29 protein-coding genes and 2 riboswitches are annotated in these 26,679 nt (G+C 67.9%); of the genes, 11 read left to right on the top strand and 18 right to left on the bottom strand.

The features are described 5' to 3' along the window. Positions 1–11: 11 nt before the first annotated feature. Positions 12–1,535: a high affinity choline transporter 1 gene (locus EL337_RS03350; protein ID WP_048632313.1), complete on the bottom strand. Its 1,524-nt coding sequence runs from the start codon at positions 1,533–1,535 to the stop codon at positions 12–14. 26 nt (positions 1,536–1,561) lie between these two features. Beyond that, positions 1,562–1,667: riboswitch (guanidine-I (ykkC/yxkD leader) on the bottom strand. A gap of 158 nt (positions 1,668–1,825) precedes the next feature. After that, a riboswitch (guanidine-III (ykkC-III) riboswitch) is annotated at positions 1,826–1,894 on the top strand. Between the two features lie 10 nt (positions 1,895–1,904). On the opposite strand from EL337_RS03350, the gene EL337_RS03345 reads away from it, so the two are divergent. Genes EL337_RS03345 through EL337_RS03335 form a run of 3 tightly spaced genes read left to right on the top strand, consistent with a single transcriptional unit; the run spans position 1,905 to position 4,758 of the window. Continuing rightward, positions 1,905–3,062 carry an agmatinase family protein gene (locus EL337_RS03345; protein WP_048632314.1) on the top strand — a complete coding sequence of 386 codons (1,158 nt, stop codon included), beginning with the start codon at positions 1,905–1,907 and terminating at the stop codon, positions 3,060–3,062. Between the two features lie 23 nt (positions 3,063–3,085). Then, positions 3,086–3,904, top strand: coding sequence for a carbon-nitrogen hydrolase family protein (locus EL337_RS03340; RefSeq protein ID WP_048632315.1), 819 nt, complete (start codon positions 3,086–3,088; stop codon positions 3,902–3,904). Continuing rightward, complete coding sequence (locus EL337_RS03335; RefSeq protein ID WP_048632316.1) at positions 3,901–4,758, top strand: LmeA family phospholipid-binding protein; 858 nt, start codon at positions 3,901–3,903, stop codon at positions 4,756–4,758. The genes EL337_RS03340 and EL337_RS03335 overlap by 4 nt, the downstream gene beginning before the upstream one ends. 6 nt (positions 4,759–4,764) lie before the next feature. Here EL337_RS03335 and EL337_RS03330 read toward each other — a convergent pair whose 3' ends face one another. The 5 genes from EL337_RS03330 to EL337_RS03310 all read right to left on the bottom strand — a co-directional run bounded on the left by EL337_RS03330 (position 4,765) and on the right by EL337_RS03310 (position 8,126). Beyond that, positions 4,765–5,181: a DUF2599 domain-containing protein gene (locus EL337_RS03330; protein WP_048632317.1), complete on the bottom strand. Its 417-nt coding sequence runs from the start codon at positions 5,179–5,181 to the stop codon at positions 4,765–4,767. Continuing rightward, entirely contained in the window at positions 5,181–5,462 is a 282-nt protein-coding gene (locus tag EL337_RS03325) for a DUF2516 family protein (protein WP_048632318.1), read from the bottom strand. The genes EL337_RS03330 and EL337_RS03325 overlap by 1 nt, the downstream gene beginning before the upstream one ends. A 64-nt stretch (positions 5,463–5,526) precedes the next feature. Then, complete coding sequence (locus EL337_RS03320) at positions 5,527–6,171, bottom strand: hypothetical protein (RefSeq protein WP_048632319.1); 645 nt, start codon at positions 6,169–6,171, stop codon at positions 5,527–5,529. After that, the gene (locus EL337_RS03315) at positions 6,164–6,706 is read right to left on the bottom strand and encodes a helix-turn-helix domain-containing protein (RefSeq protein WP_048632320.1); all 543 of its coding nucleotides are present in this window, start codon (positions 6,704–6,706) and stop codon (positions 6,164–6,166) included. The genes EL337_RS03320 and EL337_RS03315 overlap by 8 nt, the downstream gene beginning before the upstream one ends. A 94-nt stretch (positions 6,707–6,800) precedes the next feature. Further along, entirely contained in the window at positions 6,801–8,126 is a 1,326-nt protein-coding gene (locus EL337_RS03310; protein WP_048632321.1) for a DUF445 domain-containing protein, read from the bottom strand. Positions 8,127–8,252: 126 nt separating this feature from the next. Here EL337_RS03310 and EL337_RS03305 point away from each other — a divergent pair, with 126 nt between their 5' ends. The 3 genes from EL337_RS03305 (at position 8,253) to EL337_RS03295 (ending at position 10,872) form a co-directional block, all read left to right on the top strand. Further along, the gene (locus tag EL337_RS03305; RefSeq protein ID WP_048632322.1) at positions 8,253–8,957 is read left to right on the top strand and encodes a TetR/AcrR family transcriptional regulator; all 705 of its coding nucleotides are present in this window, start codon (positions 8,253–8,255) and stop codon (positions 8,955–8,957) included. Positions 8,958–8,961: 4 nt separating this feature from the next. Then, entirely contained in the window at positions 8,962–9,828 is an 867-nt protein-coding gene (locus EL337_RS03300; RefSeq protein ID WP_048632323.1) for a polyphosphate kinase 2 family protein, read from the top strand. Between the two features lie 108 nt (positions 9,829–9,936). Continuing rightward, positions 9,937–10,872 (top strand): PDDEXK-like endonuclease domain-containing protein, encoded by a 936-nt coding sequence (locus tag EL337_RS03295; RefSeq protein ID WP_083443065.1) that lies wholly within the window; start codon positions 9,937–9,939, stop codon positions 10,870–10,872. On the opposite strand, the gene EL337_RS03290 is transcribed toward EL337_RS03295, so the two are convergent. From EL337_RS03290 to EL337_RS03280, 3 genes are all read right to left on the bottom strand, one after another. Further along, entirely contained in the window at positions 10,860–11,675 is an 816-nt protein-coding gene (locus tag EL337_RS03290; RefSeq protein WP_232786792.1) for a 3-hydroxybutyryl-CoA dehydrogenase, read from the bottom strand. The two genes, EL337_RS03295 and EL337_RS03290, sit on opposite strands and share 13 nt — an antisense overlap. A gap of 109 nt (positions 11,676–11,784) precedes the next feature. Continuing rightward, positions 11,785–13,071, bottom strand: a complete 1,287-nt coding sequence (gene aceA / locus EL337_RS03285; protein ID WP_048632325.1) for an isocitrate lyase — start codon at positions 13,069–13,071, stop codon at positions 11,785–11,787. A gap of 263 nt (positions 13,072–13,334) precedes the next feature. Next, complete coding sequence (locus EL337_RS03280; RefSeq protein ID WP_048632326.1) at positions 13,335–14,183, bottom strand: acyl-[acyl-carrier-protein] thioesterase; 849 nt, start codon at positions 14,181–14,183, stop codon at positions 13,335–13,337. 71 nt (positions 14,184–14,254) lie between these two features. Here EL337_RS03280 and ramB point away from each other — a divergent pair, with 71 nt between their 5' ends. Together ramB and EL337_RS03270 are read left to right on the top strand one after the other, a co-directional pair. Beyond that, complete coding sequence (gene ramB, locus EL337_RS03275) at positions 14,255–15,682, top strand: acetate metabolism transcriptional regulator RamB (protein ID WP_048632327.1); 1,428 nt, start codon at positions 14,255–14,257, stop codon at positions 15,680–15,682. Beyond that, positions 15,679–16,239 carry a carboxymuconolactone decarboxylase family protein gene (locus tag EL337_RS03270; RefSeq protein ID WP_048632328.1) on the top strand — a complete coding sequence of 187 codons (561 nt, stop codon included), beginning with the start codon at positions 15,679–15,681 and terminating at the stop codon, positions 16,237–16,239. Before ramB ends, EL337_RS03270 begins: the two co-directional genes overlap by 4 nt. On the opposite strand, the gene EL337_RS03265 is transcribed toward EL337_RS03270, so the two are convergent. Next, the gene (locus EL337_RS03265; protein ID WP_048632329.1) at positions 16,212–16,904 is read right to left on the bottom strand and encodes a TetR/AcrR family transcriptional regulator; all 693 of its coding nucleotides are present in this window, start codon (positions 16,902–16,904) and stop codon (positions 16,212–16,214) included. The genes EL337_RS03270 and EL337_RS03265 overlap by 28 nt on opposite strands. An 86-nt stretch (positions 16,905–16,990) precedes the next feature. Here EL337_RS03265 and EL337_RS03260 point away from each other — a divergent pair, with 86 nt between their 5' ends. Genes EL337_RS03260 through EL337_RS03255 form a run of 3 tightly spaced genes read left to right on the top strand, consistent with a single transcriptional unit; the run spans position 16,991 to position 19,153 of the window. Continuing rightward, positions 16,991–17,749 carry an FAD-dependent oxidoreductase gene (locus EL337_RS03260; RefSeq protein WP_306316161.1) on the top strand — a complete coding sequence of 253 codons (759 nt, stop codon included), beginning with the start codon at positions 16,991–16,993 and terminating at the stop codon, positions 17,747–17,749. After that, positions 17,733–18,071: an FAD-dependent monooxygenase gene (locus tag EL337_RS29225; RefSeq protein WP_306316162.1), complete on the top strand. Its 339-nt coding sequence runs from the start codon at positions 17,733–17,735 to the stop codon at positions 18,069–18,071. The genes EL337_RS03260 and EL337_RS29225 overlap by 17 nt, the downstream gene beginning before the upstream one ends. A 44-nt stretch (positions 18,072–18,115) precedes the next feature. Then, positions 18,116–19,153: an alpha/beta fold hydrolase gene (locus tag EL337_RS03255; RefSeq protein ID WP_048632330.1), complete on the top strand. Its 1,038-nt coding sequence runs from the start codon at positions 18,116–18,118 to the stop codon at positions 19,151–19,153. On the opposite strand, the gene EL337_RS03250 is transcribed toward EL337_RS03255, so the two are convergent. Genes EL337_RS03250 through EL337_RS03215 form a run of 8 tightly spaced genes read right to left on the bottom strand, consistent with a single transcriptional unit; the run spans position 19,058 to position 26,638 of the window. Next, complete coding sequence (locus EL337_RS03250) at positions 19,058–20,140, bottom strand: GGDEF domain-containing protein (RefSeq protein WP_048632331.1); 1,083 nt, start codon at positions 20,138–20,140, stop codon at positions 19,058–19,060. The two genes, EL337_RS03255 and EL337_RS03250, sit on opposite strands and share 96 nt — an antisense overlap. A gap of 14 nt (positions 20,141–20,154) precedes the next feature. Then, positions 20,155–20,433, bottom strand: coding sequence for a hypothetical protein (locus EL337_RS03245; protein WP_197724172.1), 279 nt, complete (start codon positions 20,431–20,433; stop codon positions 20,155–20,157). Then, complete coding sequence (gene lpdA / locus EL337_RS03240; RefSeq protein WP_048632332.1) at positions 20,434–21,828, bottom strand: dihydrolipoyl dehydrogenase; 1,395 nt, start codon at positions 21,826–21,828, stop codon at positions 20,434–20,436. A 5-nt stretch (positions 21,829–21,833) separates the two neighbouring features. Then, positions 21,834–22,448: an ABC transporter ATP-binding protein gene (locus EL337_RS03235; RefSeq protein WP_048632333.1), complete on the bottom strand. Its 615-nt coding sequence runs from the start codon at positions 22,446–22,448 to the stop codon at positions 21,834–21,836. After that, complete coding sequence (locus EL337_RS03230; protein ID WP_048632334.1) at positions 22,445–23,212, bottom strand: ATP-binding cassette domain-containing protein; 768 nt, start codon at positions 23,210–23,212, stop codon at positions 22,445–22,447. The genes EL337_RS03235 and EL337_RS03230 overlap by 4 nt, the downstream gene beginning before the upstream one ends. After that, positions 23,206–24,033, bottom strand: a complete 828-nt coding sequence (locus EL337_RS03225; RefSeq protein WP_048632335.1) for an ABC transporter permease — start codon at positions 24,031–24,033, stop codon at positions 23,206–23,208. Before EL337_RS03225 ends, EL337_RS03230 begins: the two co-directional genes overlap by 7 nt. Further along, entirely contained in the window at positions 24,030–25,073 is a 1,044-nt protein-coding gene (locus tag EL337_RS03220) for an ABC transporter permease (RefSeq protein WP_048632336.1), read from the bottom strand. The genes EL337_RS03225 and EL337_RS03220 overlap by 4 nt, the downstream gene beginning before the upstream one ends. Then, complete coding sequence (locus tag EL337_RS03215) at positions 25,061–26,638, bottom strand: ABC transporter substrate-binding protein (protein ID WP_048632337.1); 1,578 nt, start codon at positions 26,636–26,638, stop codon at positions 25,061–25,063. Before EL337_RS03215 ends, EL337_RS03220 begins: the two co-directional genes overlap by 13 nt. Between the last annotated feature and the right edge of the window lie 41 nt (positions 26,639–26,679).

Genomic DNA, 26,679 nt, shown 5'->3' with positions numbered 1-26,679 from the left:
GCTCGGGCGGCCTAGGTCGCCTTCGCCAGTACCGGCTCCTTCTCGAAACGATCCGGGTCGGCGAGCGCGTCCTCGACGTCCTGCGCCACCTGGATGTCCAGCCCACGCAGCAGCGCGGGCTTGGTCGCCAGCGACACCGCCACGTAGGTGACCAACCCGGCGGCGAATGCGATGAACGTGGGCCAGCCGTCGAACGAGGCGTCGACGAGGTTGTTCGGGATGTAGAGGATGGTGTTCTCGACGCCGAACATCGTCGGGGTCATCACGAACAGCCCGATCCGGACGACGAAGCCGACGGCGATCGCGGCGATCGCGGCCGTGGTGGTGCCGCGGCGCCACACCAGCCCGAGGATGAAGGGCACCACCAGGCAGGCCAGCATCAGATCGAAGGCCAGCGTGAGCAGGATCCCGGTCTGCTGGACGTAGATGGCGAACACGATCGAGAACAGCGTCATCGGCACCATCGCGATGCGGGTGGCCCGCAACAGCGGGTCCTTCTGACCGGGCACGTGGACACGACGCACACCGCCGAGGTTGCGCACGCAGACGTTGGAGATGGCCAGGATCGCGCCGTTGGCGGTGCTCATCGAGGCGCCCACCAGACCGCAGAGCACCAGCACCGTCAACCCCACGGGTGCGTACTGGTCCAGCAGCACGAACAGCACCGGCCCGTCGAGCTCCTCGGGCATGAAGGAGTGCGCGGCCAGCACCACCAGCCCGAACGGCACGCAGATGGCGACCGTGCCGGCGGCAGCGGTGAAGCATGCCTTGCGTGCGGCAGCGGGCGACTTGGCGGAGAAGACGCGCGCCATGAAGTCGATCGCGACGATGTCACCGATGCCGAGGGCGATCAGCGTCGCCCAGTTGATGACCGCGCCCTGCGCCGGATCCGACAGCTGCCCGAGCGCGAAAGGTCCGGTGCCCTCGGCGATGTTGATGCCGTTCGTGGTGGACATCCAGACGAACAGGCCGATGGCGCCGACCAGGATCAGCGTCATCTGGATGATCGCGGTGTAGGCGTCGGCGATCAGCCCGCCGGTGCCGGTGTAGGCGACCGCGATGGCCGCGATCAACACCACACCGAGCCAGTAGGGCATACCGAGGAAGTAGTTGAACAGCAGACCGCCGGCCACCAGGTTGCCCGCGACCAGCATGCAGAACGCGACGGCCAGCAGCACCGACGCGCCCACCTCGACCGACCGGCCGAACCGCAGCCGGTAGTAGTCGGGGAAGGACGTCAACCCCATCCGGTTCATCGGCTTGGCGAAGAAGATGCCGGTCAGCGTCAGGCACAGCGCCAGGCCCAGAGGCAGGCAGGCGCCGGCCCAGAAGCCGAACTCGAACGCCAGGTCGGTGTTGCCGAGCGTGGCGTTGGTGTCCACCGACGCGCCCATGAGCGCACCACCGACCAACCAGAACGGCAGCATGCGGCCGCCGACAAGGAAATTGGAGCTGTCGCCTTCGATGCGTTTGGACACATAGAAGCCGACGGCCACGACGACCGCGATGCTGATCGCCACACCGATGAGAATCATTGAGGAGCCTCCTGTTGAGCGCTGGAGTCTCCCGGGCTTTTGTCCCGCCGTGGAACGGTCGCGCTTCGGTGCCGGCCGCCTGCGTCTCTCGGACCAGACCCGAACAACGGCGGAACCCTAGACGCGCCCCACTTGATTCACCAGTGGGTCGCTGCCCAGGAAAGACCCGGCGCGTTACGCGACGTAGCACGCGGTGTTAACGATGCGTTTCCTTCTCGGCGGGCTGGAGCGAAGCGACCCGGGAAATGGATACCGCTGGACAGGAATTCGCGGACGTGCCAACAATGGCCGAAGGCGCCGTGGGATCCGGCGCCCCGGACGAGGTGCGTCGTACCCGGTCAGCGACAAGACGGCGCTTGAGGAGTTCGCATGTCCGAATTCACGGGCCGTCCGGATCCGTCCCTGCCCAACGCCGAAGGCGCCTGGGCGCAACAGGCCGAGGCCAACCTCGGCGACCGCAGGCTGCGGGAGGAGATCGACCGCGGGCTGACCTTCGGCCTGGAGGCCGCACCCACCATCAACGACCGCACCATCTCGACGTTCGTGCGCGGCGAGAAGCCCCACTTCGCCGGCGAGCGCGGCACCTTCCTGAAGTGCCCGTTCATCGAAGACGTCAACGAGGTCGACGACGCCGAGGTCGCCATCTTCGGCGTCCCCCTGGACGCCGGCGCCACCTACCGTCCGGGCACGCGATTCGGCCCGCAGGGCATCCGCCGCTCGACCAACCTGTTCGGCACCTACAACTACGAGTCCGGCGTCGACCTGCGCGAGCAGCTGAACATGGTCGACATCGGCGACGTGTTCACCATCCCGGGCAACCTGGAGAAGTCCTTCGACCAGATCAGCCAGGCGATGGCCCATGTCGCGCAGAAGGGCGTCATGCCCATCGTGCTGGGCGGTGACCACTCCATCGGCTTCCCGACCATCCGCGGCCTGGCGCCGTACATGGACGGCAACATCGGCATCATCCACTTCGACCGGCACGTCGACACCCAGGAAACCGACCTCGACGAGCGGATGCACACCACGCCGTGGTTCCACGCCACGAACATCAAGAACGCGCCCGCGACGAACCTGGTCCAGATCGGCATCGGCGGCTGGCAGAGCCCCCGCGAGGGCGTCAAGGTGGGCCGTGACCGCAAGTCGACGGTCATCACCGTCGGCGACGTCGAGCGCGTCGGGATCGAGAAGATCGCCGAGACCGCGCTGGAGATCGCGTGGAAGGGCGCCAAGGCGGTGTATCTGTCGTTCGACATCGACGTGATCGACGCCGGCTTCGTGCCCGGCACCGGCTGGCCCGAACCCGGCGGCCTGCTGCCCCGGGAGGCGCTGAACCTGGTGAAGTTGGTGTCCGAACCCGGCCTGGCCGGCCTCGAGGTGGTCGAATGTTCGCCGCCCTACGACTGGGCCGAACAGACCGCGCTGATGAGCTCACGGGTGATTCTCGACAGCCTCGCCGCACAGGTACGCACCGGCAAGCTCGGCAATAAGGCCGCCAAGGCCGACCGGCCCGCCTGGGGGCCGTAGTCCCGCCGACCTAGTCTGGGCCCATGCGCATCGCGTTGGCTCAGATCCGCAGCGGCACCGATCCCGCGGAAAACCTCGGCCTCGTCGAGGAGTACACCCGCAAGGCCGCCGAGGTGGGCGCGTCGCTGGTGCTGTTCCCCGAGGCGACCATGTGTCGCTTCGGGGTTCCGCTCGACGATGTCGCCGAACCGTTCGACGGCCCGTGGGCGACGGCGGTGCGCGGTATCGCCGCGCGTGCGGGCATCGTCGTCGTCGCGGGCATGTTCGTGCCCTCCGACGACGACCACCGCGTCACCAACACGCTCATCGCCACCGGACCCGGGGTGGACGCCCGCTACGACAAGATCCACCTCTACGACGCGTTCGGTTTCACCGAGTCCAAGACCGTCGCACCCGGCCGTGAACCTGTGATCATCACGGTCGACGGCGTGTCCGTCGGGCTGACCCTGTGTTACGACATCCGGTTCCCTGAGCTGTACATCGAGCTGGCGGAGCGGGGTGCCGAGGTGATCACCGCACACGCGTCGTGGGGCACCGGGCCGGGCAAGCTCGATCAGTGGACGCTGCTGGCGCGCGCGCGGGCGATCGACACCACCAGCGTGGTCGCCGCGGTCGGGCAGGCCTACCCCGGCGACGAGATCGCCGCACTCGGACCGACCGGGGTGGGCGGCAGTGTGGTCGCGTCCGCGCTCGGTGAGGTGCTGTGCTCGGCGGGCGACGATCCGCAGCTGCTGGTGTGCGACATCGACCTGGACGCGGCCCGCAGGGCGCGCGAGACCGTCGCGGTCATGCACAACCGCTCAGGATTCGCTCACGGCAGTAGGGCACAATCGCGGACGTGACTGATCCCTGGGCCCGTCCGCCGCAACAACCCGGCCCACCGCCGCCACACTTTCCGCAGGGTCCCGGCCACCCGCCCGCCGGCGCCACTGCCGAGGATTCCTCGTTCCCGGCGAAGCTGAAGAGGATCTTCAGCGATCCGGTGTCGATCGTGCTGGTCGTGGTGATCGTCCTGGCGCTGGTGTTCGCATGCTTGCTCGGCGGCGAGCTGTATGCGCGCAACCGCGCCGACACCGTCGTCGCCGGAACCGTGGAGTGCGTCGTCCAGGACGACGCGACCGCGTCGTTCGGTGTCATGCCACCGTTCCTGTTCCAGCACGCGTCGGGGCACTACACCAACATCCAGATCGAGACCGCGGGGAACCAGATCCGGGACGCCAAGGGGATGAAGGTCAACCTCGACATCAGCGACGTCCGCCTGGAGGACTCCGCCAACTCCAGCGGCTCGATCGGCTCACTGGTCGCCCACATCGACTGGAGCGCCGACGGCATCAAGCAGACGATTCAGGGCGCCATCCCGCTGGTCGGCAGCTTCGTCACGGGTGTGACCACCAACCCGGGCGACGGCACCATCGAGCTCGAGGGCGCACTCGGCAGCATCACCGCCAAGCCCACGGTGGTCGACGGCGGCATCGCGCTGCAGGTGCAGCAGGTCACCGGGCTGGGCTTCACGCTGCCCCGCGAAGCGGTGCAGCCCGCCCTGGACGCCTTCACCTCGAAACTCACCGAGGATTACCCGATGGACATCCGCGCGGATTCCGTCGGCGTCACCGATTCCGGTGTGGTGAGCCAATTCTCGACACGCAACGCGTCGATTCCGAAGCAGGCCGACGATCCCTGCTTCAGCGGGCTGTAAAGGGCCTCAGAAGGGCTCTTCGGTGCCGCCCGGGTTGCACCGGGTGGCCACCATCTTTTCGTAGCTGACCTCGGGACGCCACGGCTCCAGGTTCCAGCTCACCTTGCCGGGCTCGACGAACTCGGCGAAGTTCCAGTGGCACATGAACTGTTCCTGCATGCCCGGGATGGCGGCGTCCGGCGCGAGCGCCAGAATCTCGTTCCACGCCTCGGCGGCCAGCGGTTCGGTGCCCGCGTGACCCGATGCGCGTCGCGCCGACGCGGTGGGATACACGCGCAGGCTGGACAGGTCACCCCATTTGGCCCACACGACGTGGTCGACATACGGCGCGGGGGTGGGCGCCGGGGTGGCCGAGGAAGTCGGAGCCAGGGCCACCGGCAGCACGCCCGTCGCCGCGGCGAGGACGGCCACGACCGAGCGCATCACCGTGACTTTCCCTGGATCTCCAGGAGTTTGGGCCGCACGTCGACCAGGTAGACGCCGGAGGCCACCGCGGCGATGGCGACACCGGTGATGCCGAGCACGAGCGCCAGCAACACGCCGACGCCGAGGATCACCAGCCATACCGGCTTGGTCAACTTGTCGGCCGCGGGGAACGCGTCCTTGCGCTGCATCGCAGCGTGCACGAACGCGTAGACCGCCGCTACCAGAACAGCGACCTGCAACGCGAAGAGGACGTAACCCACAAGGCCCTGGAGCTCCACGCTCTTCAGACTAGGCGGGTTACGTCCCCATTTCGACTTCGCACCGCATGTGGTGCCGCGTCGCTTACTTCTGGGTGACCTTCTTGGCCGGCGCCTTCTTGGCGGGAGCCTTCTTGGCCGGCGCCTTGGCGGCGGTGGCCGGGGTCGCCGTGGTGGCCTTCTTGGCCGGCGCCTTCTTGGCGGCCTTCTTCACCGGCGCGGACGCCGACTCGGCCTTCTTGGGCAGTTCGACGCCCACCAGCTTGGCGGCACGCTCACCGACCGCGCGGGTCTGCGAGGCCACGTTGCCCAGCGCTTCCTGGGTCAGCTCGACGGCCTGGTCGGTGTACTCCTCGACCCGGCTGGCGGCCTCTTCGAGGGCCGGCTGGCTGCGCAGGCGCTCGAGGGCGGCCTCGCCACGCTCGATCAGCTTGGTGTAGGTGGTCTGTGCGGCCTCGGCGTAGCCCTCGGCGAACTTGCGCAGCTCGTCGGAGGTCAGCTTTCCGCGCAGATCGCCGAACTGCGACGGCAGCTCGTCCTGCAGCTTCGCGACACGGGCGCGGCTCTCCTCGACCCGGCTCTCGGCATCGGAGCGGGCGTCGCCGGCACGCTCACGGAGCGTCGCCACGATCTCGTTGACGCGCTCCAGTGCCAGGTCGGCAGCACCGACCGCAGCGAGCAGCGGGGCCTTGAGGTCGTCGACGTCGAGCTGGTTCTTGGTGTCAGCCATGATTGTTACCTTCCTTGTCAGGATTGAGTTCTCGGGTTGGTTGCGGTGCCTGGAGGAGCTCTAGAGGGCTCTGCTCGGGTTGTTCAGTAGTGGGCTCCTCGTCTACGTCGCTGATGCTGTCGCCGGATGACTCCTGCGATGAGTCCGCGTCAGCCAGGGCGGCTTCGTTCTGCTGACAGAACGATGTGTAGATGTCGAGCAGCACCTGCTTCTGCCGCTCGTTGATCGCGATGTCGGTGACGATCGCGTCGCGAACCTCGTTGGTGTCGCCGGGTTCGAGAATTCCCGCCCGGATGTAGAGCACCTCGGCAGACACCCGCAGCGCTTTCGCGATCTGGCTCAGCACATCTGCGGAGGGCTTCCGCAGTCCTCGCTCGATCTGGCTGAGGTACGGGTTGGACACCCCCGCCTTCTCCGCCAGCTGCCGCACCGACACCTGCGCCAGCTCGCGCTGGGAGCGGATGAAGGAGCCGATGTCCTGTGCAGCGCTGGACACGACAGCGGCAAGATTCTCATCCTGCTGCGGCGGTGGCATGACTGCTCCCTCGGTGCGGTGGGTATCCGTCTGTTTTCGACAAAACCCACCGTACGACGGAGTGCTAACTTTTGCAAGCACTAGTTAGCGCAGGTCAGAACAGTAGCTGGGCCACCGTGTAGATGATCAGGCCGGCCAGCGAGCCGACGACGGTGCCGTTGATCCGGATGAATTGCAGGTCACGCCCCACATGCAATTCGATCTTCCGGCTCGCCTCTTCGGCGTCCCACCGCTCGATCGTGTCGGTGATGATCGTTGTGATCTCCGCCCCATAGTGAGATACGACATGCTGGGCGGCGCGGATGATCCAGCCGTCGACCTTCTGCCGCAGATCGGCATCGTCGCGCAGCGACTCCCCGATGTGGACCACCGAGTCGGTGATGCGCGCGCGCAGGGTCGAATCCGGATCGTCGACCGACTCCAGCAGGATGCGCTTGGCGGCGTTCCACGCCGTCTCCGCCGCCTTGGTGACCTCGTCGCGGGCCATCACCTGTTGCTTGACGTTCTCGGCCTTGAGGATCGTCGCTTCGTCGTTCTGCAGGTCGGAGGCGAACTCGAACAGGAACTTGGTCGCCGAACGGCGCAATTCATGGTTGGGATCGCGGCGGACCTTGTCGGTGAAGTCCATCAGCTCGCGGTGGATCCGATCGCCGATGAGGCCGTCCACCCAGCGTGGCGACCACGTCGGAGAATCGCGTTCGATGACCCTCTCGATCACCTCGCCCGCGTTCAGCGACCACTGGAAAGCCCGGTCGGCCAGCAGTTGGATCAGCGCCTCCTGGCGGCCCTCCTCCAGCAGTGACGCCAGCACGCGGCCGATCGGCGGGCCCCACTGCGGTTCGGCGATGCGCTTGACGATCATCCGGTCCAGCACCTGCTGGACATCCTCGTCGCGCAGCATCTCCACGAACACCCGCAGCACCGTCAGCGCCTCGGCGGACACCCGCTCGGCGTTGACCGGCTCGGCCAGCCACTTTCCGGTACGGCTCGCGACGTCGGCGTCGCGCAGCTTCGTCTCGACGTTCTCCGCGGACAGGAAGTTCTCCCTGACGAAGCTGCTGAGCCCCTCGCCGAGCTGATCCTTCTTGCGCTTGATGATCGCCGTGTGCGGGATCGGGATGCCCAACGGGTGCTTGAACAGCGCCGTCACCGCGAACCAGTCGGCCAGCGCGCCCACCATGCCCGCCTCGGCCGCCGCGCGGACGTACCCGACCCACGGATCGGCACCGTGGGACTGCGCCCACGTGCAGACCAGGAAGATCACCGTGGCGCCGAGCAGGAAGCCCAGTGCCACGGCCTTCATCCGTCGCAGCCCGCGCCGCCGCTCGGCGTCGGCCGCGGAGTCGACGCCGGCCAGCGCCTCGGCGAAACTCCGGCGCTCCCTGGGCGGGGCTCCGGTCACATCAGTTCGGTGTGCCACCCGTCCATCATCCGCTACCCGCGGTACTGCTCGTCGTCGCCACGTCCGGCGGCGTCGTCCGACCAGCCCGGGCGGCGCCGGCCACCGTATTATCGTCAGGGACTGAGGGAACGGATCTCCGCGAACGTGGCACAACATTCTCCGCCGGTGGCGGTCAAGACTGATGGGCGCAAACGACGCTGGCACAAACACAAGGTCGAACGCCGAAACGAGCTGGTCGACGGCACGCTTGAGGCCATTCGCCGCCTCGGCAGCAACGTCAGCATGGACGAGATCGCCGCCGAGATCGGCGTCTCGAAGACCGTCCTGTACCGCTACTTCGTCGACAAGAACGACCTCACCACCGCGGTGATGATGCGATTCGCACAGGTCACGCTGATCCCCAACATGGCGGCCGCGCTGTCGTCGAACCTCGACGGCTACGACCTGACCCGCGAGATCATCCGCGTCTACGTCGACACCGTCGCCAACGAACCTGAGCCGTACCGGTTCGTGATGGCCAACAACTCGGCCAGCAAGAGCAAGGCCGTCGCCGACTCCGAACAGATCATCGCGCGCATGCTGGCGGTGATGTTCCGGCGCCGGATGGTCGAGGTCGGGATGGACACCAAGGGCATCGGCCCCTGGGCGTTCCAGATCGTCGGCGGGGTGCAGCTCGCCACGCACTCGTGGATGTCGAATCCGCGGATGAGCGCCGACGAGCTGATCGACTACCTGACCATGCTGTCGTGGAGTGCGCTGTGCGGGATCGTCGAGGTGGGCGGCTCGCTGGAGAAGTTCCGCGAGATGCCCCATCCCTCCCCGGTTCTGCCGCCTCGACTGCTTGACTAGGGGCATGAGCGAGCTCTCAGATCTGCCTTCGCTGTGGACGCACGAACCGCACGTGGAGTTGATGTTCCGTCCCGGCGACACGATCCATGACATCGACGCCGACGCCACCCCCGGATTTCGCGGCAAGAAGGCCGACGCGCCCACGCTGCAGGAGGAACGCAATGTGCGTTTCGCCGAACTGCAGGAGATGCTCTACGCCAACAGTCGCGCCGGCGACACCCGTTCGGTGCTGCTCGTGTTGCAGGGCATGGACACCGCGGGCAAGGGTGGAATCGTCAAACACGTTGTCGGCGGCGGCAATCCGCAGGGCATTCAGTACCGCAGCTTCTGCAGGCCGACCGAGGAGGAGCTGTCGCACCACTACCTGTGGCGGATCCGTAAGGCGCTGCCCACGGCAGGCCATATCGGCGTCTTCGACCGGTCTCACTACGAGGACGTGCTGATCGTGCGTGTGCACAACCTCGTCCCGCAGGAGGTGTGGGAGCCGCGCTACGACGAGATCAACGCATTCGAACGTGAACTCACCGACAGCGGAACGACATTGGTGAAGGTCGCGATGTTCGTCTCGCTCGAGGAGCAGAAGAGGCGGCTGGCCCAACGCCTCGAGCGGCCCGACAAATACTGGAAGTACAACCCGGCCGACATCGACGAACGGCTGAAATGGCCGCTGTATGAGCAGGCGTACCAGGCGATGCTGGACCGCACGTCGACGGACTACGCGCCGTGGCACATCGTGCCGTGCAACAAGAAGTGGTACAGCAGGCTGGCCATCACCGAGTTGCTGATCGAGGCGCTCAAGCAGCTCAACATGTCCTGGCCGCCAGCAGATTTCGACGTCGAAGCCGAGAAGAAGCGGCTGGCGTCGGCGTAGCGGGCGCGCGAGCGCCGAGCGTGCAGTTGTTGCACGCTCTACCTGGGCTTTGTGTATAACTTCTGCACGTTCGACGTAACTGTCGGGCGCCCGGACGACGATTCCGCTATGCGACAGAGAATCGTGGTGGCCACCGAGGCTTTGGCGTCCGGCGCCGTGACCCGACGCGAGCTCGCACGTGACTACTCGAGGCTATTCCGCAATGTGTACGTCCGCACCGGGGAGAAGCTGACCGCGAAGGACAGGGCCGTCGCGGCTTGGCTCTGGTCGGGGAGGTCGGCCACCCTTGCCGGGCTGAGCGCCGCGGCCGTCCAGGGCAGTCGCTACGTCGACCCGTCGGCTCCTGCAGAGCTGATTCGTGCACATCGTCGTGCCCCGGAAGGTATTCAGGTGCACAGTGATTCGGTCAGCGATGGCGACATCAGGCGCCTCGGGGCGCTCTCCGTCACAACTCCGGCGCGAACTGCCTTTGATCTCGGTCGGCGCATGAGTCTCGTCGACGCCGTCATTCAGATCGACGCGCTCCTCAATGCGACAGGATGCTCCGTGGACGATGTCCTCGCGGTCGCCCGACGCAATCCCGGCGCTCGTGGCGTCCGTCGCGCCGTCACTGCCCTCAGTGTTGCCGACGCCGGCGCCGAGTCGCCGCCCGAGACGACAACCCGGCTCATGATCATGGCGGCGGGCCTGCCGAGACCCGAAACGCAGATACCTGTCCGAGAATCAGGCTGTGTCTACCGCCTCGATATGGGCTGGCGCGACCCGTTGGTGGCTGTGGAGTACGACGGTCAGCAGCACTGGACGGATCCCGTGCAGCGAGCTCATGACATCGAGCGGCTCGAGTTCCTCGCTTCGCTGGGATGGACGATCATCCGCGTGAGCTGGACGCAGCTGCGTAACCAACCTCAGACGGTGATCAACCGCGCTGCGAAGGCACTGAAGATGACACCGAGCGTGCAGATCTCGCACGCCTCACTCGCGAGTTGTGTTCAACAACTGCACACTCGGCGGGACCGCCCCACCTCGGCACTTCAGTACGTGTAGAAGCCCCTGCCCGACTTCTTGCCCAGCTGGCCCGCCTCGACCATGCGCTGCAGCAGCGGAGGCGGCGCGTAGTGGGCGTCCTTGTACTCGTCGTACATGGAGTCGGCGATCAGCTTCATGGTGTCCAGCCCGATGAGGTCGGACAACCGCAGCGGCCCCATCGGATGCGACAGCCCCGCGACGACCGCGGTGTCGATGTCCTCGACGGTGGCCACGCCGGCCTCGGCCATCCGGATCGCCGACAGTAGATAGGGCACCAGCAGCGCGTTGACGACGAAGCCGGAGCGGTCACCGCAGCGCACCACCTTCTTGCCCAGCGTCTCGCCGGCGAACTGCTCCACCCGCGCGATGGACTCGTCGGAGGTCACCAGCGTGTTGATCAGCTCCACCAGCGGCAGCACCGGCACCGGGTTGAAGAAGTGCAGCCCGAGCACGCGGCTCGGATTCTTCGTCGCCGCAGCGATTTTCATGATCGGGATGCTCGACGTGTTGGACGCGAGTACCGCGTCGGGGTCGGTGACGACGGCGTCGAGCTCCGCGAAGACCTTGGCCTTGACCGCCTCGTTCTCCACGATCGCCTCGATCACGAGCTGCCGGTCGGCGAAGTCCGCGAGATTGGTGGTGAACGCCAGCCTCGCGAGCGTGATCTCGAAGTCGTCGGCGGCGAGCTTGCCTTTCGACTTGGCGCGCTCGAGTGAGGCGGTGATGCGCTTCTTGCTCGCGGCGGCCAGCTCGTCGGTCGGCTCGAACACGAGGACCTCGGCGCCCGCTTTCGCGCACACCTCGGCGATCCCGCCGCCCATCTGCCCGCCACCGACAACACCTACTCGTTCAATGCTCACACGTACTCCTTACAGCATCAGGCCCCGCCCAATAAGGACGGGGCCCAATGGCTGAACTAGTAACTACGGCTTAGTGGAACTGGCCCTCTTCGGTCGAGCCCGCGAGCGCGGTGGTCGACGAGGTGGGATCCACGGTGGTGGCGATCTTGTCGAAGTAGCCGGCGCCGACCTCGCGCTGGTGCTTCGTCGCGGTGTAGCCCCGCTCCTCGGCGGCGAACTCGCGCTCCTGCAGCTCGACGTAGGCGCTCATCTGGTTGCGGGCGTAGCCGTGGGCCAGATCGAACATCGAGTAGTTGAGGGCGTGGAAGCCGGCCAGGGTGATGAACTGGAACTTGAAGCCCATCGCGCCGAGCTCGTTCTGGAACTTGGCGATGGTCGCGTCGTCCAGGTGCTGCTTCCAGTTGAACGACGGCGAGCAGTTGTAGGCCAGCATCTGGTCCGGGAACTCCGCCTTGACGCCTTCGGCGAACTTCTTGGCCAGCTCCAGGTCCGGGGTGCCGGTCTCCATCCAGATGAGGTCGGAGTACGGCGCGTAGGACTTGGCGCGGGCGATGCACGGCTCGAGGCCGTTCTTGACCCGGTAGAAGCCTTCCTTGGTGCGCTCGCCGGTGATGAACGGCTGATCGCGCTCGTCGACGTCGGAGGTGATCAGCGTGGCTGCCTCGGCATCGGTACGGGCGATGACGACCGTCGGGACGTCGGCGACGTCGGCCGCGAGACGGGCCGAGGTCAGCGTGCGGATGTGCTGCTGCGTGGGGATCAGCACCTTGCCACCGAGGTGGCCGCACTTCTTCTCCGACGCCAGCTGGTCCTCCCAGTGCGAACCGGCGACACCGGCGGCGATCATCGCCTTCTGCAGTTCGTAGACGTTGAGCGCGCCACCGAAGCCGGCTTCACCGTCGGCGACGATCGGGGCGAGCCAGTTCTCGACCGAGCGGTCTCCCTCGACCTTGGCGATCTGGTCGGCACGCAGCAGCGCGTTGTTGATCCGGCGGATGACCTGCGGCACCGAGTTGGCCGGGTAGAGGCTCTGGTCGGGGTAGGTGTGACCGGACAGGTTCGCGTCACCGGCGACCTGCCACCCGGACAGGTAGATGGCCTTGAGGCCGGCACGAACCTGCTGCACGGCCTGGTTACCGGTCAGCGCACCGAGCGAGTTGACGTAGTCCATGTCGTGGAGCTGCTCCCACAGCACCTCGGCGCCGCGGCGGGCCAGCGTGCTCTCCTCGACCACGTGTCCCTGCAGGGCGACGACGTCCTTCGGGGTGTAGGTGCGGGTGATGCCCTTCCAGCGCGGGTTGTGGTCCCAGTCGTGCTGGATCTGCTCGGGGGACTTCGGCGTGCCAACGGTCGACATTGACTGCTCCTTCTCGAGAGTCGCTGGAGACCTGTGCGGTCTCCGCATTTGTTAACGCTCCAGCGTCTTCACTGGTGTGCTAATACGAGCATGCACCAGCTCATAACCGCAGGTCCACCCGTTTCACTTGCCAACTTTCGCCAACGGTTGCCCCCAGTTTGCAAAGTTTGCAAATTAGGGCTGCACTGAACCGTTTCAGTAGCTACTAGCCAGTAACCGAATAGTCGCAGGTCAGTACGCTCGTACTGTTTAACCAAAGCTTCCTAGAGCGCGAAGATCGCCGCGACGGCTTTCGTCTCGTCGCCGACGGCATATGTGAGCGTCGTAACAGGCCGATCGACCAGATCCGGACCGAACTTATCGGTCGAACCCGCCGGATAGACGTGCCGCAGAATCTCCAACTTGTCGCCGAGGGCCACCGGGAGGTCGTGCTCGATGGTCACCCGCAGCGGCGCTTTCATCAGCTCCGGCATCGTGGCGAGGTACTCCTCGACGACGCTCCAGTACACCGAGTTGTTCATGTGGTCGAAGATGTCGATGTCGCTGACGCGGACGGGGTAGGCACGGACGTCGGCGGCGTCTTCCCGACTGCCCGGCGTCAGATAGGCCTTCCACCGCAGCCGGTTCTCACTCGTGGTGCGCCGCAGACCCTCGATGAAGTCGTCCGAGATGCGCGCGGGGCCCTGGGTCTCCCGGTTGATGTTGATCCAGAACGCCTCCGATTCGACGAGGCCGCCTTTGCGTCCGTCGATGCGGACCCGCATGTCGCACCACCGGTTCGACGTCCCCGAGCACCAGCGCCGCATCCGCAGGTGGTCCTTGAACTCGATGGGCCTGATCAGGTCGACCATCGTGCGACGCACGATCCACAACGGGTGGGTCTCCTCGTAGCCCATCTCGCGCAGCTGATCGGACCCGACGTCCTGGATGTGGCGGGTGGCGGCGTCGAACTTGAGCCGGCCTGCGCGGTCGACGTCGGCGACGCGCAGCGGCCACTCCGTGTCGAACACATCGGGGTGGGGATCCGGCACGGGCATCATGGTCTTGGCGAGGCCCGCGCCCGTCTTCTCGGCTGGCCCCCCGGGGGTACTCACGAAATCCGATACTGCCATACCGCACCCCCTTGCCAAGGATGCGAATTTCCACTTCACAGCGTTGCTAGTGCTCGCTAGGCTCATCCGTCGTGGCCAAAACCTTCGTCGGTGCCCGCGTCCGGCAGCTCCGGAGTGAGCGGGGCTACAGCCAGGCCGCACTCGCACAGATCCTGGAGATCTCCCCGAGTTACCTCAACCAGATCGAGCACGACGTGCGGCCGCTGACCGTGGCCGTGCTGCTGCGCATCACCGAGGTGTTCGGGGTGGACGCGACGTTCTTCGCCTCCCAGGACGACACCCGGCTGATCGCCGAGTTGCGCGAGGTGATCATGGACCGCGACCTCGACGTCGACGTCGACCCGACCGAGGTGGCCGACATGGTCGGCTCCCACCCGTCGCTGGCGCGTGCGATGGTCAACCTGCACCGCCGCTACCAGCTGACGACGACACAACTGGCCGCCGCCACCGAAGACCGGTTCAACGTGGGGAGCGGCAGCGGAACCGGGTCCATCACGATGCCGCACGAAGAGGTGCGCGACTACTTCTATCAGCGGCAGAACTACTTGCACGACCTCGACACCGCGGCCGAGGAACTCACGGCGAACATGCGGGTCCATCGCGGCGAGATCGCGGCAGATCTGGCCGACCGGTTGCGATTCGTCCACGGCGTGACCATCATTCGCCGCATCGATCTCGGTGAAGGTGTACTGCACCGCTACGACCCCACGACCAAGCGGCTCGAGATCGGCGCCCACCTCTCGTCGGGCCAGACGGTGTTCCGGATGGCGTCGGAGCTGGCCTACCTGGAGTGCGGCGACCTGATCGACAGGCTGGTGGAGGAGGGCAAGTTCACCAGCGCCGACTCCCAGAAACTCGCCCGGATGGGGCTGGCGAACTACTTCGCCGCCGCAACGGTGCTGCCGTATGGGCAGTTTCACGAGGTCGCGGAGAAGTTCCGCTACGACGTGGAGCGCCTCTCGGCGTACTACGCGACCAGCTACGAGACCATCTGTCATCGGCTCTCGACGCTCCAGCGGCCGTCCATGCGCGGCGTCCCGTTCTCGTTCGTCCGCGTCGACCGCGCCGGCAACATGTCGAAACGCCAGTCCGCCACCGGTTTCCACTTCTCGTCCAGCGGCGGTACCTGCCCGCTGTGGAACGTGTACGAGACGTTCGCCAACCCCGGCAAGATCCTCGTGCAGATTGCCGAGATGCCCGACGGCCGGGCCTACATGTGGGTGGCGAGGACGGTGGAGCGACGCGCGTCGCGCTATGGTCAGCCGGATAAGACATTCGCGATCGGCCTCGGCTGCGAGCTGCGGCACGCGCAGCGGCTGGTCTATTCGGAAGGCTTGGTGATCGGTGACCCCAATGTCCGGGCAACCCCGATCGGCGCCGGGTGCCGGGTGTGCGAGCGGGACAACTGCCCGCAGCGCGCATTCCCCGCGCTCGGTCGCGCCCTCGACATCGACGAACACCGGTCAACCGTGTCGCCCTATCTGGTGAGGCAGTCATGAGCTCGCGCGAGGAACCGACCGCACCCGTCCGCATTCCCCCCGGTGGATTCAAGGAGCTGGGCCCGCTCAACTGGGCGATCGCGAAGGCCGGCGCACGGGGCATCCGCAGGCCGCGCTTCAGCCTGATGAACGTCCTCGGCCGGCACCGGGTGCTGTTCCTGGCCTGGCTGCCCCTGTCGGGTTACCTCCTCTACGCCGGCAAGCTGTCGCGACGCGACGCCGAGACGGTGATCCTGCGGGTCGGGCACCTGCGCGGCTGCGAATACGAGCTGCAACAGCACCGCAGGCTCGCCCGCAGCCGCGGGCTCGACGCCGAGACCCAGGCCAGGATCTTCGCCGGGCCCGACGCCGAGGGACTCAGCGACCGGGAGCGGACGCTGATCACCGCGACCGATGAGTTCGTCGTCACCCGCGGCGTCTCACCGGAGACCTGGCAGATGCTGGCCGGTCACTTCACCAAACCTCAGCTGATCGAATTCTGTCTGCTCGCAGCGCAATACGACGGCCTGGCGGCCACCATCACGACGCTTCAGGTGCCGCTGGACTTCCCGGACTGAGTCGCGGCGACGCCGGCCAGGAAGATCTCGATGCCGGCCAGGAACTGGTCACGGTCGTCGTGCTCGCGTAGCTGCGGAGCCACCCGGTGCACGAACGGATACCGGTCGGCGTCGTAGGAGAGCCATCGTCGGGTGATGTCACCGAGCACGGCGTCGCGATCGGTGCCGGGCGGCATCAGGCGAGCGTTGGCGGCATTCTGGCCGGCGACGCCGAGGATGTAGTTCACCAGCGCGGAACCGGCGTCGAACAGCGCCTCGTCGGGGACGCCGAGGCCGTGCAGCGCCCGGCCCACGCCCTCGAAGATCTGCACCATCGCCAGCTGCCACGGCTGCCGGGCCAGGTGGGCGCCCACCCACGGATGCGCATCGATGGCGTCGAAGAGTCCGAGGGCGATGGCACGGATCGCGTCTCCCGGCTCTGCGCCGGACAGACCGTCGACCAGCGCTCCGGCGATGACGTGGTCGGTTGTCGCGGCCAGTAGTGCGTCTTTGTCCGCGACGTGCCAGTAGATCGCTCCTGCCCCGGTGGCGAGTCGGGCGGTCAGCGCGCGGAACGTCAGCGCCTTCTCCCCGTCGGCGTCCAGGATCTCGATGGCGGCGGCGACGATCCGCTCCTTGGACAGCGCATCGCTCCGGCGTTCCGATGCGGGGATCCGCGCAGCCATGCCTCATCTTGACATATCTGGAACGTTGTTCCAATCTGGGTCCGACGATCTGGAACGCCGTTCCAGACTGACACATGGGAGCAGCGATGACGACTGACGTCACGATCGTCGGTGCCGGCCTCGGCGGGCTCACTCTCGCCCGTGTCCTGCACCTGCACGGCATCCACGCCACCGTGTACGAAGCCGACCCGTCGGAGGCGAGCCGCACTCAGGGCGGGCAACTCGACATCCACCCGCAGACCGGCCAGTACGCCCTCCACATGGCCGGACTCACCGGCGAGTTCCACGCGATCATCCACCGGGGAGCCGAGGCGGCGCGGGTCCTGGACCGCCACGCGACCGTGCTGCACGACCAGCCCGACGACGGCACCGGCACCCGTCCGGAGGTACTGCGCGGCGATCTCCGGCGGATTCTGCTCGCCGCGCTACCCGCCGGCACCGTGCGGTGGGGACACAAGGTCACACAGGTGCGCGCCCTGGGCGACGGCCGCCACGAACTGTGTTTCGCCGACGGATCCCGGGTAACGACAAGCTTTCTCGTCGGCGCCGACGGCGCTTGGTCGAAGGTCAGAACCCTGCTTTCTGATGCGGCGCCCACCTATGCCGGGACCACCTTCGTCGAGACGTATCTGCATGACGCCGACGCGCGACATCCAGCAGCCGCCGCGGCGGTGGGACGCGGAGCCATGTACGCCCTGTCCCCGGGGCAGGGGATCATCGCCCATCGCGAGGCCGGCAACGTCCTGCACACGTATGTCGCGTTGAACCGCCCCGCGGAGTGGATCGCCGACATCGACTTCGCCGCCGTCGGCACCGGAACTCACGTCGTTGATCACCGACCATGACGTACCGCCCACTCCGCGTCCCATCTTCGCGCTGCCCGACGGTCATCGCTGGCCACCCACACCCGGGGTCACGCTGCTCGGCGATGCGGCACACCTGACGGCCCCCGGTGGTGAAGGCGCGAACCTGGCGATGTTCGACGCCGCCGAACTGGGGGCCGCGCTCGCCGCGCACCCCGGCGATGCCGACTCCGCGGTCGCCGGATACGAAGCCGCGATGTTCCCCCGCAGCGCGGAATCAGCCAAGGACTCCCGGGCCATCCTGGAGCTGATGCTCGACGGCCGAGCGCCGTGCGGGCTCGTCGACTTCTTCACCGTCCACTAGACACACCCCCTCGAGTGTGTAAACCCTGGCGCTACCATTGCGCCATGGTCGGCAATCCGTGGCGGTACCCGCCGGGTGTCCCCCGCTGCGAACCGCCCCGCGCCGAGGGAACCGTCTTCCTACCCTCCGGTCGCCGTCTCGGTTATGCCGAGTTCGGTGACCCGACCGGCCCCGTCGTGCTGTGGTTCCACGGCACTCCGGGCGGTCGTCGCCAGCTCCCGATCGTCGGTCGGCGCGCCGCCGAGAAGCTCGGTCTGCGGGTGGTCCTGGTCGAGCGGGCCGGGTCCGGCCTCAGCGATGCGCACCGCTACGAGCAGATCGGCGACTGGGCCGCCGACATGGCGCACGTCGCCGACGTGCTGGGAGCCGAGCGGCTCGGCGTGGTCGGGCTCTCCGGCGGCGGCCCGTACGCGCTGGCCTGTGCCGGGATGCCCGCTCTGCGGGACAGGGTGGCCGCGGTGGCGATCCTCGGCGGGGTGACCCCGTCGGTCGGGCCGGATGCCACGGCCAGCGGCGCTATCGTGTTGGCCCGCAGGCTGTCCGCGGTGACGTCGGCGCTGCGCCGGCCGTTCGCGGCGGTGACCGCGGGCCTGCTGACCCCGGTCATCCCCCTCGCCCACCTCGCGTACTCCGGGCTCGCTGCCGCAATGCCCGACGGCGACAAGCGGGTGTTCGCCAACCCGGAGATCGAGGCGATGTTCATCGACGACATCGTCCACGCCGCGGCAGGCCGCTTCCAGGCTCTGCTCGACGATGCCCGGCTGTTCGGCGTCGACTGGGGATTCCGGCTGGCCGACGTCACGGTGCCGGTCAAATGGTGGCACGGCGACGCCGACTCGATCATCTCGCTCGCCGACGCGCAGGCCGCCGCCGCCCACCTGTCCGACGTGGACCTGTTGCTGATGCCCGACGAGAGCCATCTCGGCGGTTTCGACAAGGCCGACGATGTGCTGGCATTCCTGGCGCACCACCTCACCACCGGCGGGTCAGGCAGCGCTGGTGACGATGACGCGGTCCCCGCCGCAGGCCTTGGCCTCGTACATGGCCGAGTCGGCGGCGACGATCACGTCGCCAAGGGCTGACTCCGACGGTCGGCACGTCGCCACGCCGATACTCACCGTGATGGCCGGCTTCGCGGGCGCGGACACCGCGGACCGGATCCGCTCGGCGACCGTTTCGGCCTGAGGGGCCGGGATCCGGTCCACCACCAGGAACTCCTCGCCGCCCCACCGCACCACCACCGCGTCGTCGCGCACGCTCTCGCGGATCCGCCTCGCCGTGCGGATCAGGACGTCGTCGCCGACCGAGTGCCCCAACGTGTCGTTGACCTCCTTGAAGCCGTCGACGTCGATCATCACCGCGCACAGTTGCGCATCGCCGCGTGCGGCCTCGTTGAGCCGCTTCATCGACACCTCCAGCCCGCGGCGATTGGTGAGCTCGGTCAGCGGATCGGTGAACGACTGCTTCGAACTGCCCTGCAGCAACCAGAACCCGAACTGCAGCGCCGGCAGCACGCACACCGTGACCAGCAGCGCGATCACCGCCCGGGAGACACCCACCTGCAGCCCGTATTCGCCGCTGCCGGCCGCCAGCCACACCGCGATGCCCACGACGGAGACGATGCACCATCCGATGTGGGCCAGGTGCAGCCGAGGACCGTGGAAGAACACCACGTAGCCGCCCGCGCACAGCAGGATGGTGATGCCGGATATGGCCAGGTTCGGATCGCCGAACAGCAACGCCGACAGCGTCATGATGACGTCGACGAACACCACCAGCGCGGCCGACTCCCGTGCCGACGGCCACGGCCGGAACGCCCAGCGCGCCGCCCAGCCCAGAGAACCGACGGCGACCACGGCCCAGCCGATCCGGAACGCCGCGCCGTCTGCTCCCGCCGGCGCGACGACATTCGCGGCCGAGAGCACGCCCATGGTCGCGCCGATACCGGCGATCACCCAGCGCAGTACCGGCAGCAGTCCGCGGCTGCGCAGGAAGTCGATCCGCCACTGGTAGTCATCGCTCTGCTGCCACCACTGACGTAGCAAACTCCCGACTGCCCCGTCCCCCACCGGACCATTGTGGCCTAGAGGTAGGTCACACCGAGGACAATCAGCGACAGCAACACCGGCGACACCGGAAGACCCCACAGGAACGCGGCCCAGATCTCGGACCGCCGGTCCTTACGCCGCCATGCCCGCCGGGCCAGCAGCGCAGAGATCAGCCCGACGCTCAGCGACACCGCGGCGACGACGAGCACCCAGGTCGGCACATCCGTCGACGCGATGGCCGCCGAGATGCCGGCCAGCCACAGGATGTGTCCGACCACCAACCCGCCGACACCGGCGACCCAGATCGCTCTCAACTAGAAATTGATCATGTGGCCGACCAGCCCGTGGAAGCACTCCTGCAGCGCCTCGGACAGGGTCGGGTGGGTGTGCACGTTGCGGGCCAACTCGTTGGCGGTCAGATCCCACTTCTGCGCCAGTGTGAGCTCCGGCAGCAGCTCGGACACGTCGGGCCCGATCAGGTGACCACCCAGCAACTCGAGATGCTTCTTGTCGGCGATCAGCTTCACGAAGCCGGTCGGGTCGGCCAGGCCGTGCGCCTTGCCGTTGGCGGTGAACGGGAATTTGGCGACGACTACGTCGTAGCCCTCTTCTTTGGCCTGCTCTTCGGTGAGACCGAAGCTGGCGACCTGCGGTTGGCAGAACGTGGCGCGCGGCATCATCCGGTAGTCCCCGAGCGGGAGGGTCTCGGCACCGGCGATGGTCTCGGCGGCGACGACACCCATGGCCTCGGCGACGTGCGCAAGCATCAGTTTTCCGGTGACGTCGCCGATCGCGTAGATGTGCGACACGTTGGTGCGCATGTAGTCGTCGATGCCGATGAGGTTGCGCTTGTCGGTCTCGACCCCGACGGCGTCGAGACCGAGATCCTCGACGTTGGTCATGAAACCGATGGCCTGCATGACCTTGTCGGCCTTGAGTTCCTCGGTCTTGTCGTTCTTGGACACGGTCACCGTGACCGACGATCCTTCGTCATGGATCTTCTCGACCTTGGTGCCCGTCAGAATCTTGACGCCGAGCTTCTTGTACTGCTTCTCGATCTCCTTGGAGACCTCGGCGTCCTCGTTGGGAAGCGCGCGCGGGAGGAACTCGACGATCGTCACGTCCACGCCGTAGTTCTTCAGCACATACGCGAACTCCATGCCGATCGCGCCCGCGCCGGCGATGATGATGGAGCCGGGCAGGTCACGCTCCATGATCTGGGTCTCGTAGGTGACGACGTTGTCGGACAGCTCGGTGCCCGGGATCAGCCGAGTGCGGGCGCCGGTGGCGATGATCGCGTTGTCGAACTCGACCTTCTCGGTGTCACCCTCGTTGAGGTCGACCTCGATGGAGTTGGGTCCGGTGAACTTTCCCTTGCCGTGGATCTCGGTGATCTTGTTCTTCTTCATCAGGAAGTGCACGCCCGCGACGCGGCCGTCGGCGACCTTGCGGCTGCGGTCGAACGCGGCGCCGTAGTCGAACGTCGCCTCCCCGCTGATGCCGAAGGTCTTGGCCTCCTTGTGGAAGATGTGGGCGAGCTCGGCGTTGCGCAGCAGCGCCTTCGACGGAATGCACCCGACGTTGAGGCACACGCCACCCCAGTACTTGGGTTCGATGATGGCGGTGCTCAGCCCGAGCTGGGCGGCACGAATGGCCGCGACGTATCCGCCGGGGCCGGCTCCGAGAACGACGACGTCATAGTGGGTCACGTCGTTCAGCCTAGTAGGCGCGGCAAGGCCAGTGCGTCCGTGGTGAGGGCGGCGATCAGTGCGGGATCGTGGCTGACCAGGATGACCGTGGCGCCGCCGTGGGCGATGTCACGCAGCAACGTCCGCACCGCGGCCGACGCGATGGGGTCCAGCATCGCGGTGGGCTCGTCGCACAGCACGAAGTCGGCCCGCTGCGTCAGCACCCGGCCCAGGCAGGCACGCTGCAGCTGTCCGTCGCTGACCTGCCCCGGATGGCGGTCCAGGAGGTCGTCGTCCAGGCCGACGCGGGCGGTCACGTCCGCGGGCGGCGTCTCGCCGCGGATGGCGGCGGGCTCGCCGATGATCTGGCGCAGCGTCCAGCGCGGGTTGCACACCAGCCGCGGATGCTGGGCGAGCAACGCGATCGAGCCTCGGGGCGGAACCGGGTGTCCGTGGTAGCGAAGCTCTCCCGCGTCCGGTGCGTGGAGACCGGCGAGCACCCGCAACAACGTCGTCTTCCCGCTGCCGGACGGCCCGGTCACCCCGGTCACCGAGCCCGCCGGCGCGGTCAGGTCGACCCCGTCGAGCACCGTCCGGCCCCCGAACGCCGCGCGGACTCCGAGCGCCTCGATGCCTGTCACGCCGGCACCGTTGCGAGCAGAGCCCGGGTGTGCGGATCCGTACTGTCCAGCGTCTCCGCGAGCGGTGCCGTGGACAGCACGGTGCCCCGGGCCATGATCGCGACGTCGTCGCACACCCGCGCGCGCAGCAGCGAGGGCATGTCGTGCGTGATCACCAGGACGCCCGCGCCGTCGGCGGCAGCCTCGCCGAGCAGCCGCCAGATCAGGGCGGCATTGTCGGGGTCCAGCGCCGAGGTGGGCTCGTCGGCGACCAGCAGCCCGGGCCGGCCGGCCAGTGCGGCGGCGATGGCCACCCGTTGCGCCATCCCGCCCGACAGTTCGTGCGGGTACCGGGCGACGACGTCGGACGGGAGTTCGACGGCCGCACACAGCTGCGCGGGCATCCGGTCCGCCCCGAACCGTGCGCAGATCTCGGTGAGCTGGGATCCCACGGTGCGTACCGGCGTGAACGACGTCGCCGCGGATTGCGGAACGAGTCCGATGTGGCGTCCGCGCAGCGCACGCCAGCCGCGCTCGTCATCCGCGCGCATGTCGGTGTCCCCGATCCGCACCTGGCCGTGCCGCCGGGAACCCGGTGGAAGCAACCCCGTCAGCGCGGATGCGACAAGCGATTTGCCGCAGCCGGATTCACCGATCAGCGCCGTGACGCGTCCCGCCGGGACGGCGAGGTTGACGTCGTCGAGCACGTGGACGGCGGCCGAGTCGCGACCCCGGTACAGGTCGATGTCCACCGTGAGCCCGGTCAGGCGCGCGGCGGTCACCACACCTGTCCCGTCGGCGGCCGGTGGCGGTCGCGGACCACGGTTCCGGCGGCGGCGAAGGCCAGCGCGGTGACGATCAACGCCGCCGCGGGCACCACGAGCGTCCACCAGGCACCGGTCAGGATGTCGCCGCGGGCTTCGCTGAGCAGGGTGCCCAGGCTCGCACGGTCCGGCGAGAGTCCCACGCCGAGGAACGACAGCGTGGACTCGTGCCACACCGCGTGCGGCAGCAGAACCACCATGGCCACCAGCGCCTGCCCGCTCACCGCGGGGATCAGGTGTCTGGTCGCGATGAACCAGCGCGACGCACCGGCCAGGCGTGCCGAGTCCACCCAGCCCGCCTCGGCGACCGCGAGGAGTTCGGCGCGCACCACCCGGGCCACCGCAGGCCAGTGCGTGAGGGCGATCGAGGCGATGATCGCCAGCGGCGCCCCCCGCCACATCGCCGCTATGACGATGCCGACGACGAGGTGCGGCAGCGCGTTGACGCCGTCGACGAGGCGCATCACGAGCGCGTCGAGCCACCCCCCGATCATCGCGGCGGACACGCCGATCGCGAGTCCGAGGGCGGTGGCGGCCACCGCGCACACGGCGGCGATGGTCAACGACACACGCAGCCCCTCGGCCGTACGCACCAACAGGTCGTAGCCCGAATGATCAGTTCCGGCAAGATGTTCGGCACTCGGCGGGCGAAGCGCTGCCGAGAAATCAGCGACCTGGGTGCCGGCGAACAGCGGGATCACGACGGCCGCGACGACGACGGCGCCGAGCATCCACCACGGCCAGGTCACGCGGAGCCGGGCGGGACGCACGATGGTGCTCATGCGGCCATCCTGATGCGCGGGTCGATGGCGACCGCGGCGGCGTCGGAGAGCGCGGAGCCGGCCAGCACTGCGGCCGCCGCGCCGACGGTCAGCGCGGCCAACAGCGGAAAGTCCAGAGCCGCAGCCGAATCGACCAGAACCGCGGCCATCCCCGGCCAGCCGAACACGGTCTCGACGATCGCCGCGCCGGCGATCAGCTCCGGCAGCCGGGTGCCCAGCAGCGCCAGGGTGGGCAGCACCGACACCGGCACGATGTGTCCGCGCAGCAACGCCACGCCGTGCACACCGCGTGATCTCGCACCGCGCACCGCGTCGGAGTTCACGCTCTCCGCGACGGCGGCCCTGGTGGTGAGCAGAAGCCACGGGATCATGGACAGCGTGAGCGCTATCCAGGGCAGGATCCCATGGCGCACAACACCTTCGATACTGTAGACAGCGCCGGGGGCCGCCGCCCCCGACGCGGGTAGCCAGCGCAGGCCCACCGCCACGACGATCACCAGTGCCAGCGACACGACGAACGGTGGCACCGCGGCGAAGGTCACCGAGAACCCCGTGCAGAGGCGGTCGACGAGGCCCCCGCGGCGCATGCCTGCGATGCAGCCCAGCAGGATTCCGACGACGGCCGCGGTCAGCAACGCCGCACCCGAGAGCGCCAGTGTGAACGGCATCCGCTCGGCGAGCACCGTGGCGACGGCCTGGGACTGCGTGGACGACCAGCCGAGGTCGCCACGCGTCAGGCCACCGAGCCACTCCCACCACGCCTGATACCAGGGCTGATCGGTGTTGTAGGCCGCGCGCATCGCCTCCCGCTGCGACGAGGTGGCGAACTGGTAGTTGCTGCCCAGGTAGGCGGCCAGCGGGTCGAACGGCGACAGTGACGCGACGCCGAACATCGCGGCCGACACCGCGACGGTCAGCGGGACGGCGATGGCGGACCGGATCGCAAGAAGCCGGCCTGCGGCCCGCAGCCTGCCGACCGACCTGCGCGCCGCGGCGTGCTCGGCGGCCCCGACGGTCGCCGCAGGTGTCAGCGTGTCCATGCCTGCAGGTTCCACCAGGGGCCCCAGGACACGCCGTGCGAGTGCGGTTCCATGATGGGCGCACTCTGCTGCCAGCCCAGGTTCTTGTAGCTGTAGGTGTGGTCGAGGAACGCCAGGAAGACGTGCGACGGCTCGGCCGCGTAGGTCGCCTGGATGGTGCGATAGAGCTCGTCCTTGGCCGGGCCGGACGGCGACTGCGCGGCGCGTTCGAGCAGCCCGTCCAGGCCGGGCGCGGTGAAGTTGCCGGGGTTCGAGTAGGGGGAGGAGTTCGGCACGCGCGTGTGCAGCGTGTCGAACACCTGCGAGTCGATGCTGTACGGCGTTGACCCGCCGCCCAGGACCACTGCGGCGTCATCGAAGCGGGTGTCGATCTCGTCCCAGCTGGTCCCTCGGGGCCGTACGTCGACGCCCAGCGGCGTCATGGCGGCGGCGAACGCCACCGCGAGATCGCGGCGCAACGTGTCCTGGGCGTTGTACAGCAGCTCGAACGATGCTCGGGCGCCGTCCTTTTCGCGGATCCCGCCGGCGCCCGGCCGCCAGCCGGCCTCGTCGAGCAGGGTGGTGGCGCGTGCCGCGTCGAACCGGTACTGGGCGTCCGGGTTGTACGCGTCGCCGTAGGCCTCGGCGACCGGCGTGCTGGCCTCCCGGCCGTACCCGACCAGCACGTCGCGCACCATCGCCGCGCGGTCCACCCCGAGGTTCATGGCCAACCGGGCCTGCGGGTCGGCGGTGAACGGGTTGCCCGCCGGAAGCGCGACGCCCCGCCAGTCGGCCGATTGCGCAGCGACGGTCTGCACCTGGTCGCCCTTCACCGAATCGATCAGCCGCGGAGGCAGGTTCGTGCCGTCGACGGATCCGGACACCATGCTCTGGGCGCGCGCGTTGTCGTCCGGAACGTAGGTGTAGACGAGACGCCGCACCTGCACCGGCTCGCCCCAGTAGTCGTCGCGGGCCACCAGGACCGCCTGGTCGGGGCGCAGGCTCTCCAGACGGTAGGGCCCCGTGCCGACGGGCGCGGTGTTCACTGCCCAGTCGGCGGCCGGCTTCGCCTCGACCTTCTCCGACGGCAGAATCCCGAGCAGAAGGTAGGGCCGCGGGTCGGCGGAGGTGTTCAGCTCGACGGTGAGCGCGGCGGGCCCGTCGGCGGTGAGTTCGACGATCGGCGCCACCGACGTCGAAATCTCGGACGCCACCTTCGGATCGCGCACGGCTGCATAGGTCGCGACGACGTCGGCCGAATCGAAGGCGCTGCCGTCGGAGAACACCACCCCGGTGCGCAGCGGGATGCGCCAGCGATTCGGGCCCACCGCTTCGGGAGCGTCCCGGGCCAGAGCCGGCGCCAGGTCCGGAACCACGGTGTCGGTGTCGGCGCTCGGCCGGTAGAGGCCGTCGTAGAGCGGCGAGACGCCGGTTTCGGAGTACCCGACGACCGGGTTGTACGCGCCCAGTTCGTAGCTTTCGGCGAGGACGATCTGGTCGGTGGACTGCCCGTCGCCCGACGGCGCGGCGCACCCCGCGAGGACGGAAACGGACGTCAGACCGGCGATCGCGCACCGCAACTTCATGTGTACATCTGAACACATGAAGGATCGGAACGGGCGGCCTA

This window comes from Mycolicibacterium aurum (assembly GCF_900637195.1).
In the GTDB taxonomy this organism is placed as follows: Bacteria; Actinomycetota; Actinomycetes; order Mycobacteriales; family Mycobacteriaceae; genus Mycobacterium; species Mycobacterium aurum.
This window is presented reverse-complemented; position numbering and strand designations above follow the sequence as displayed.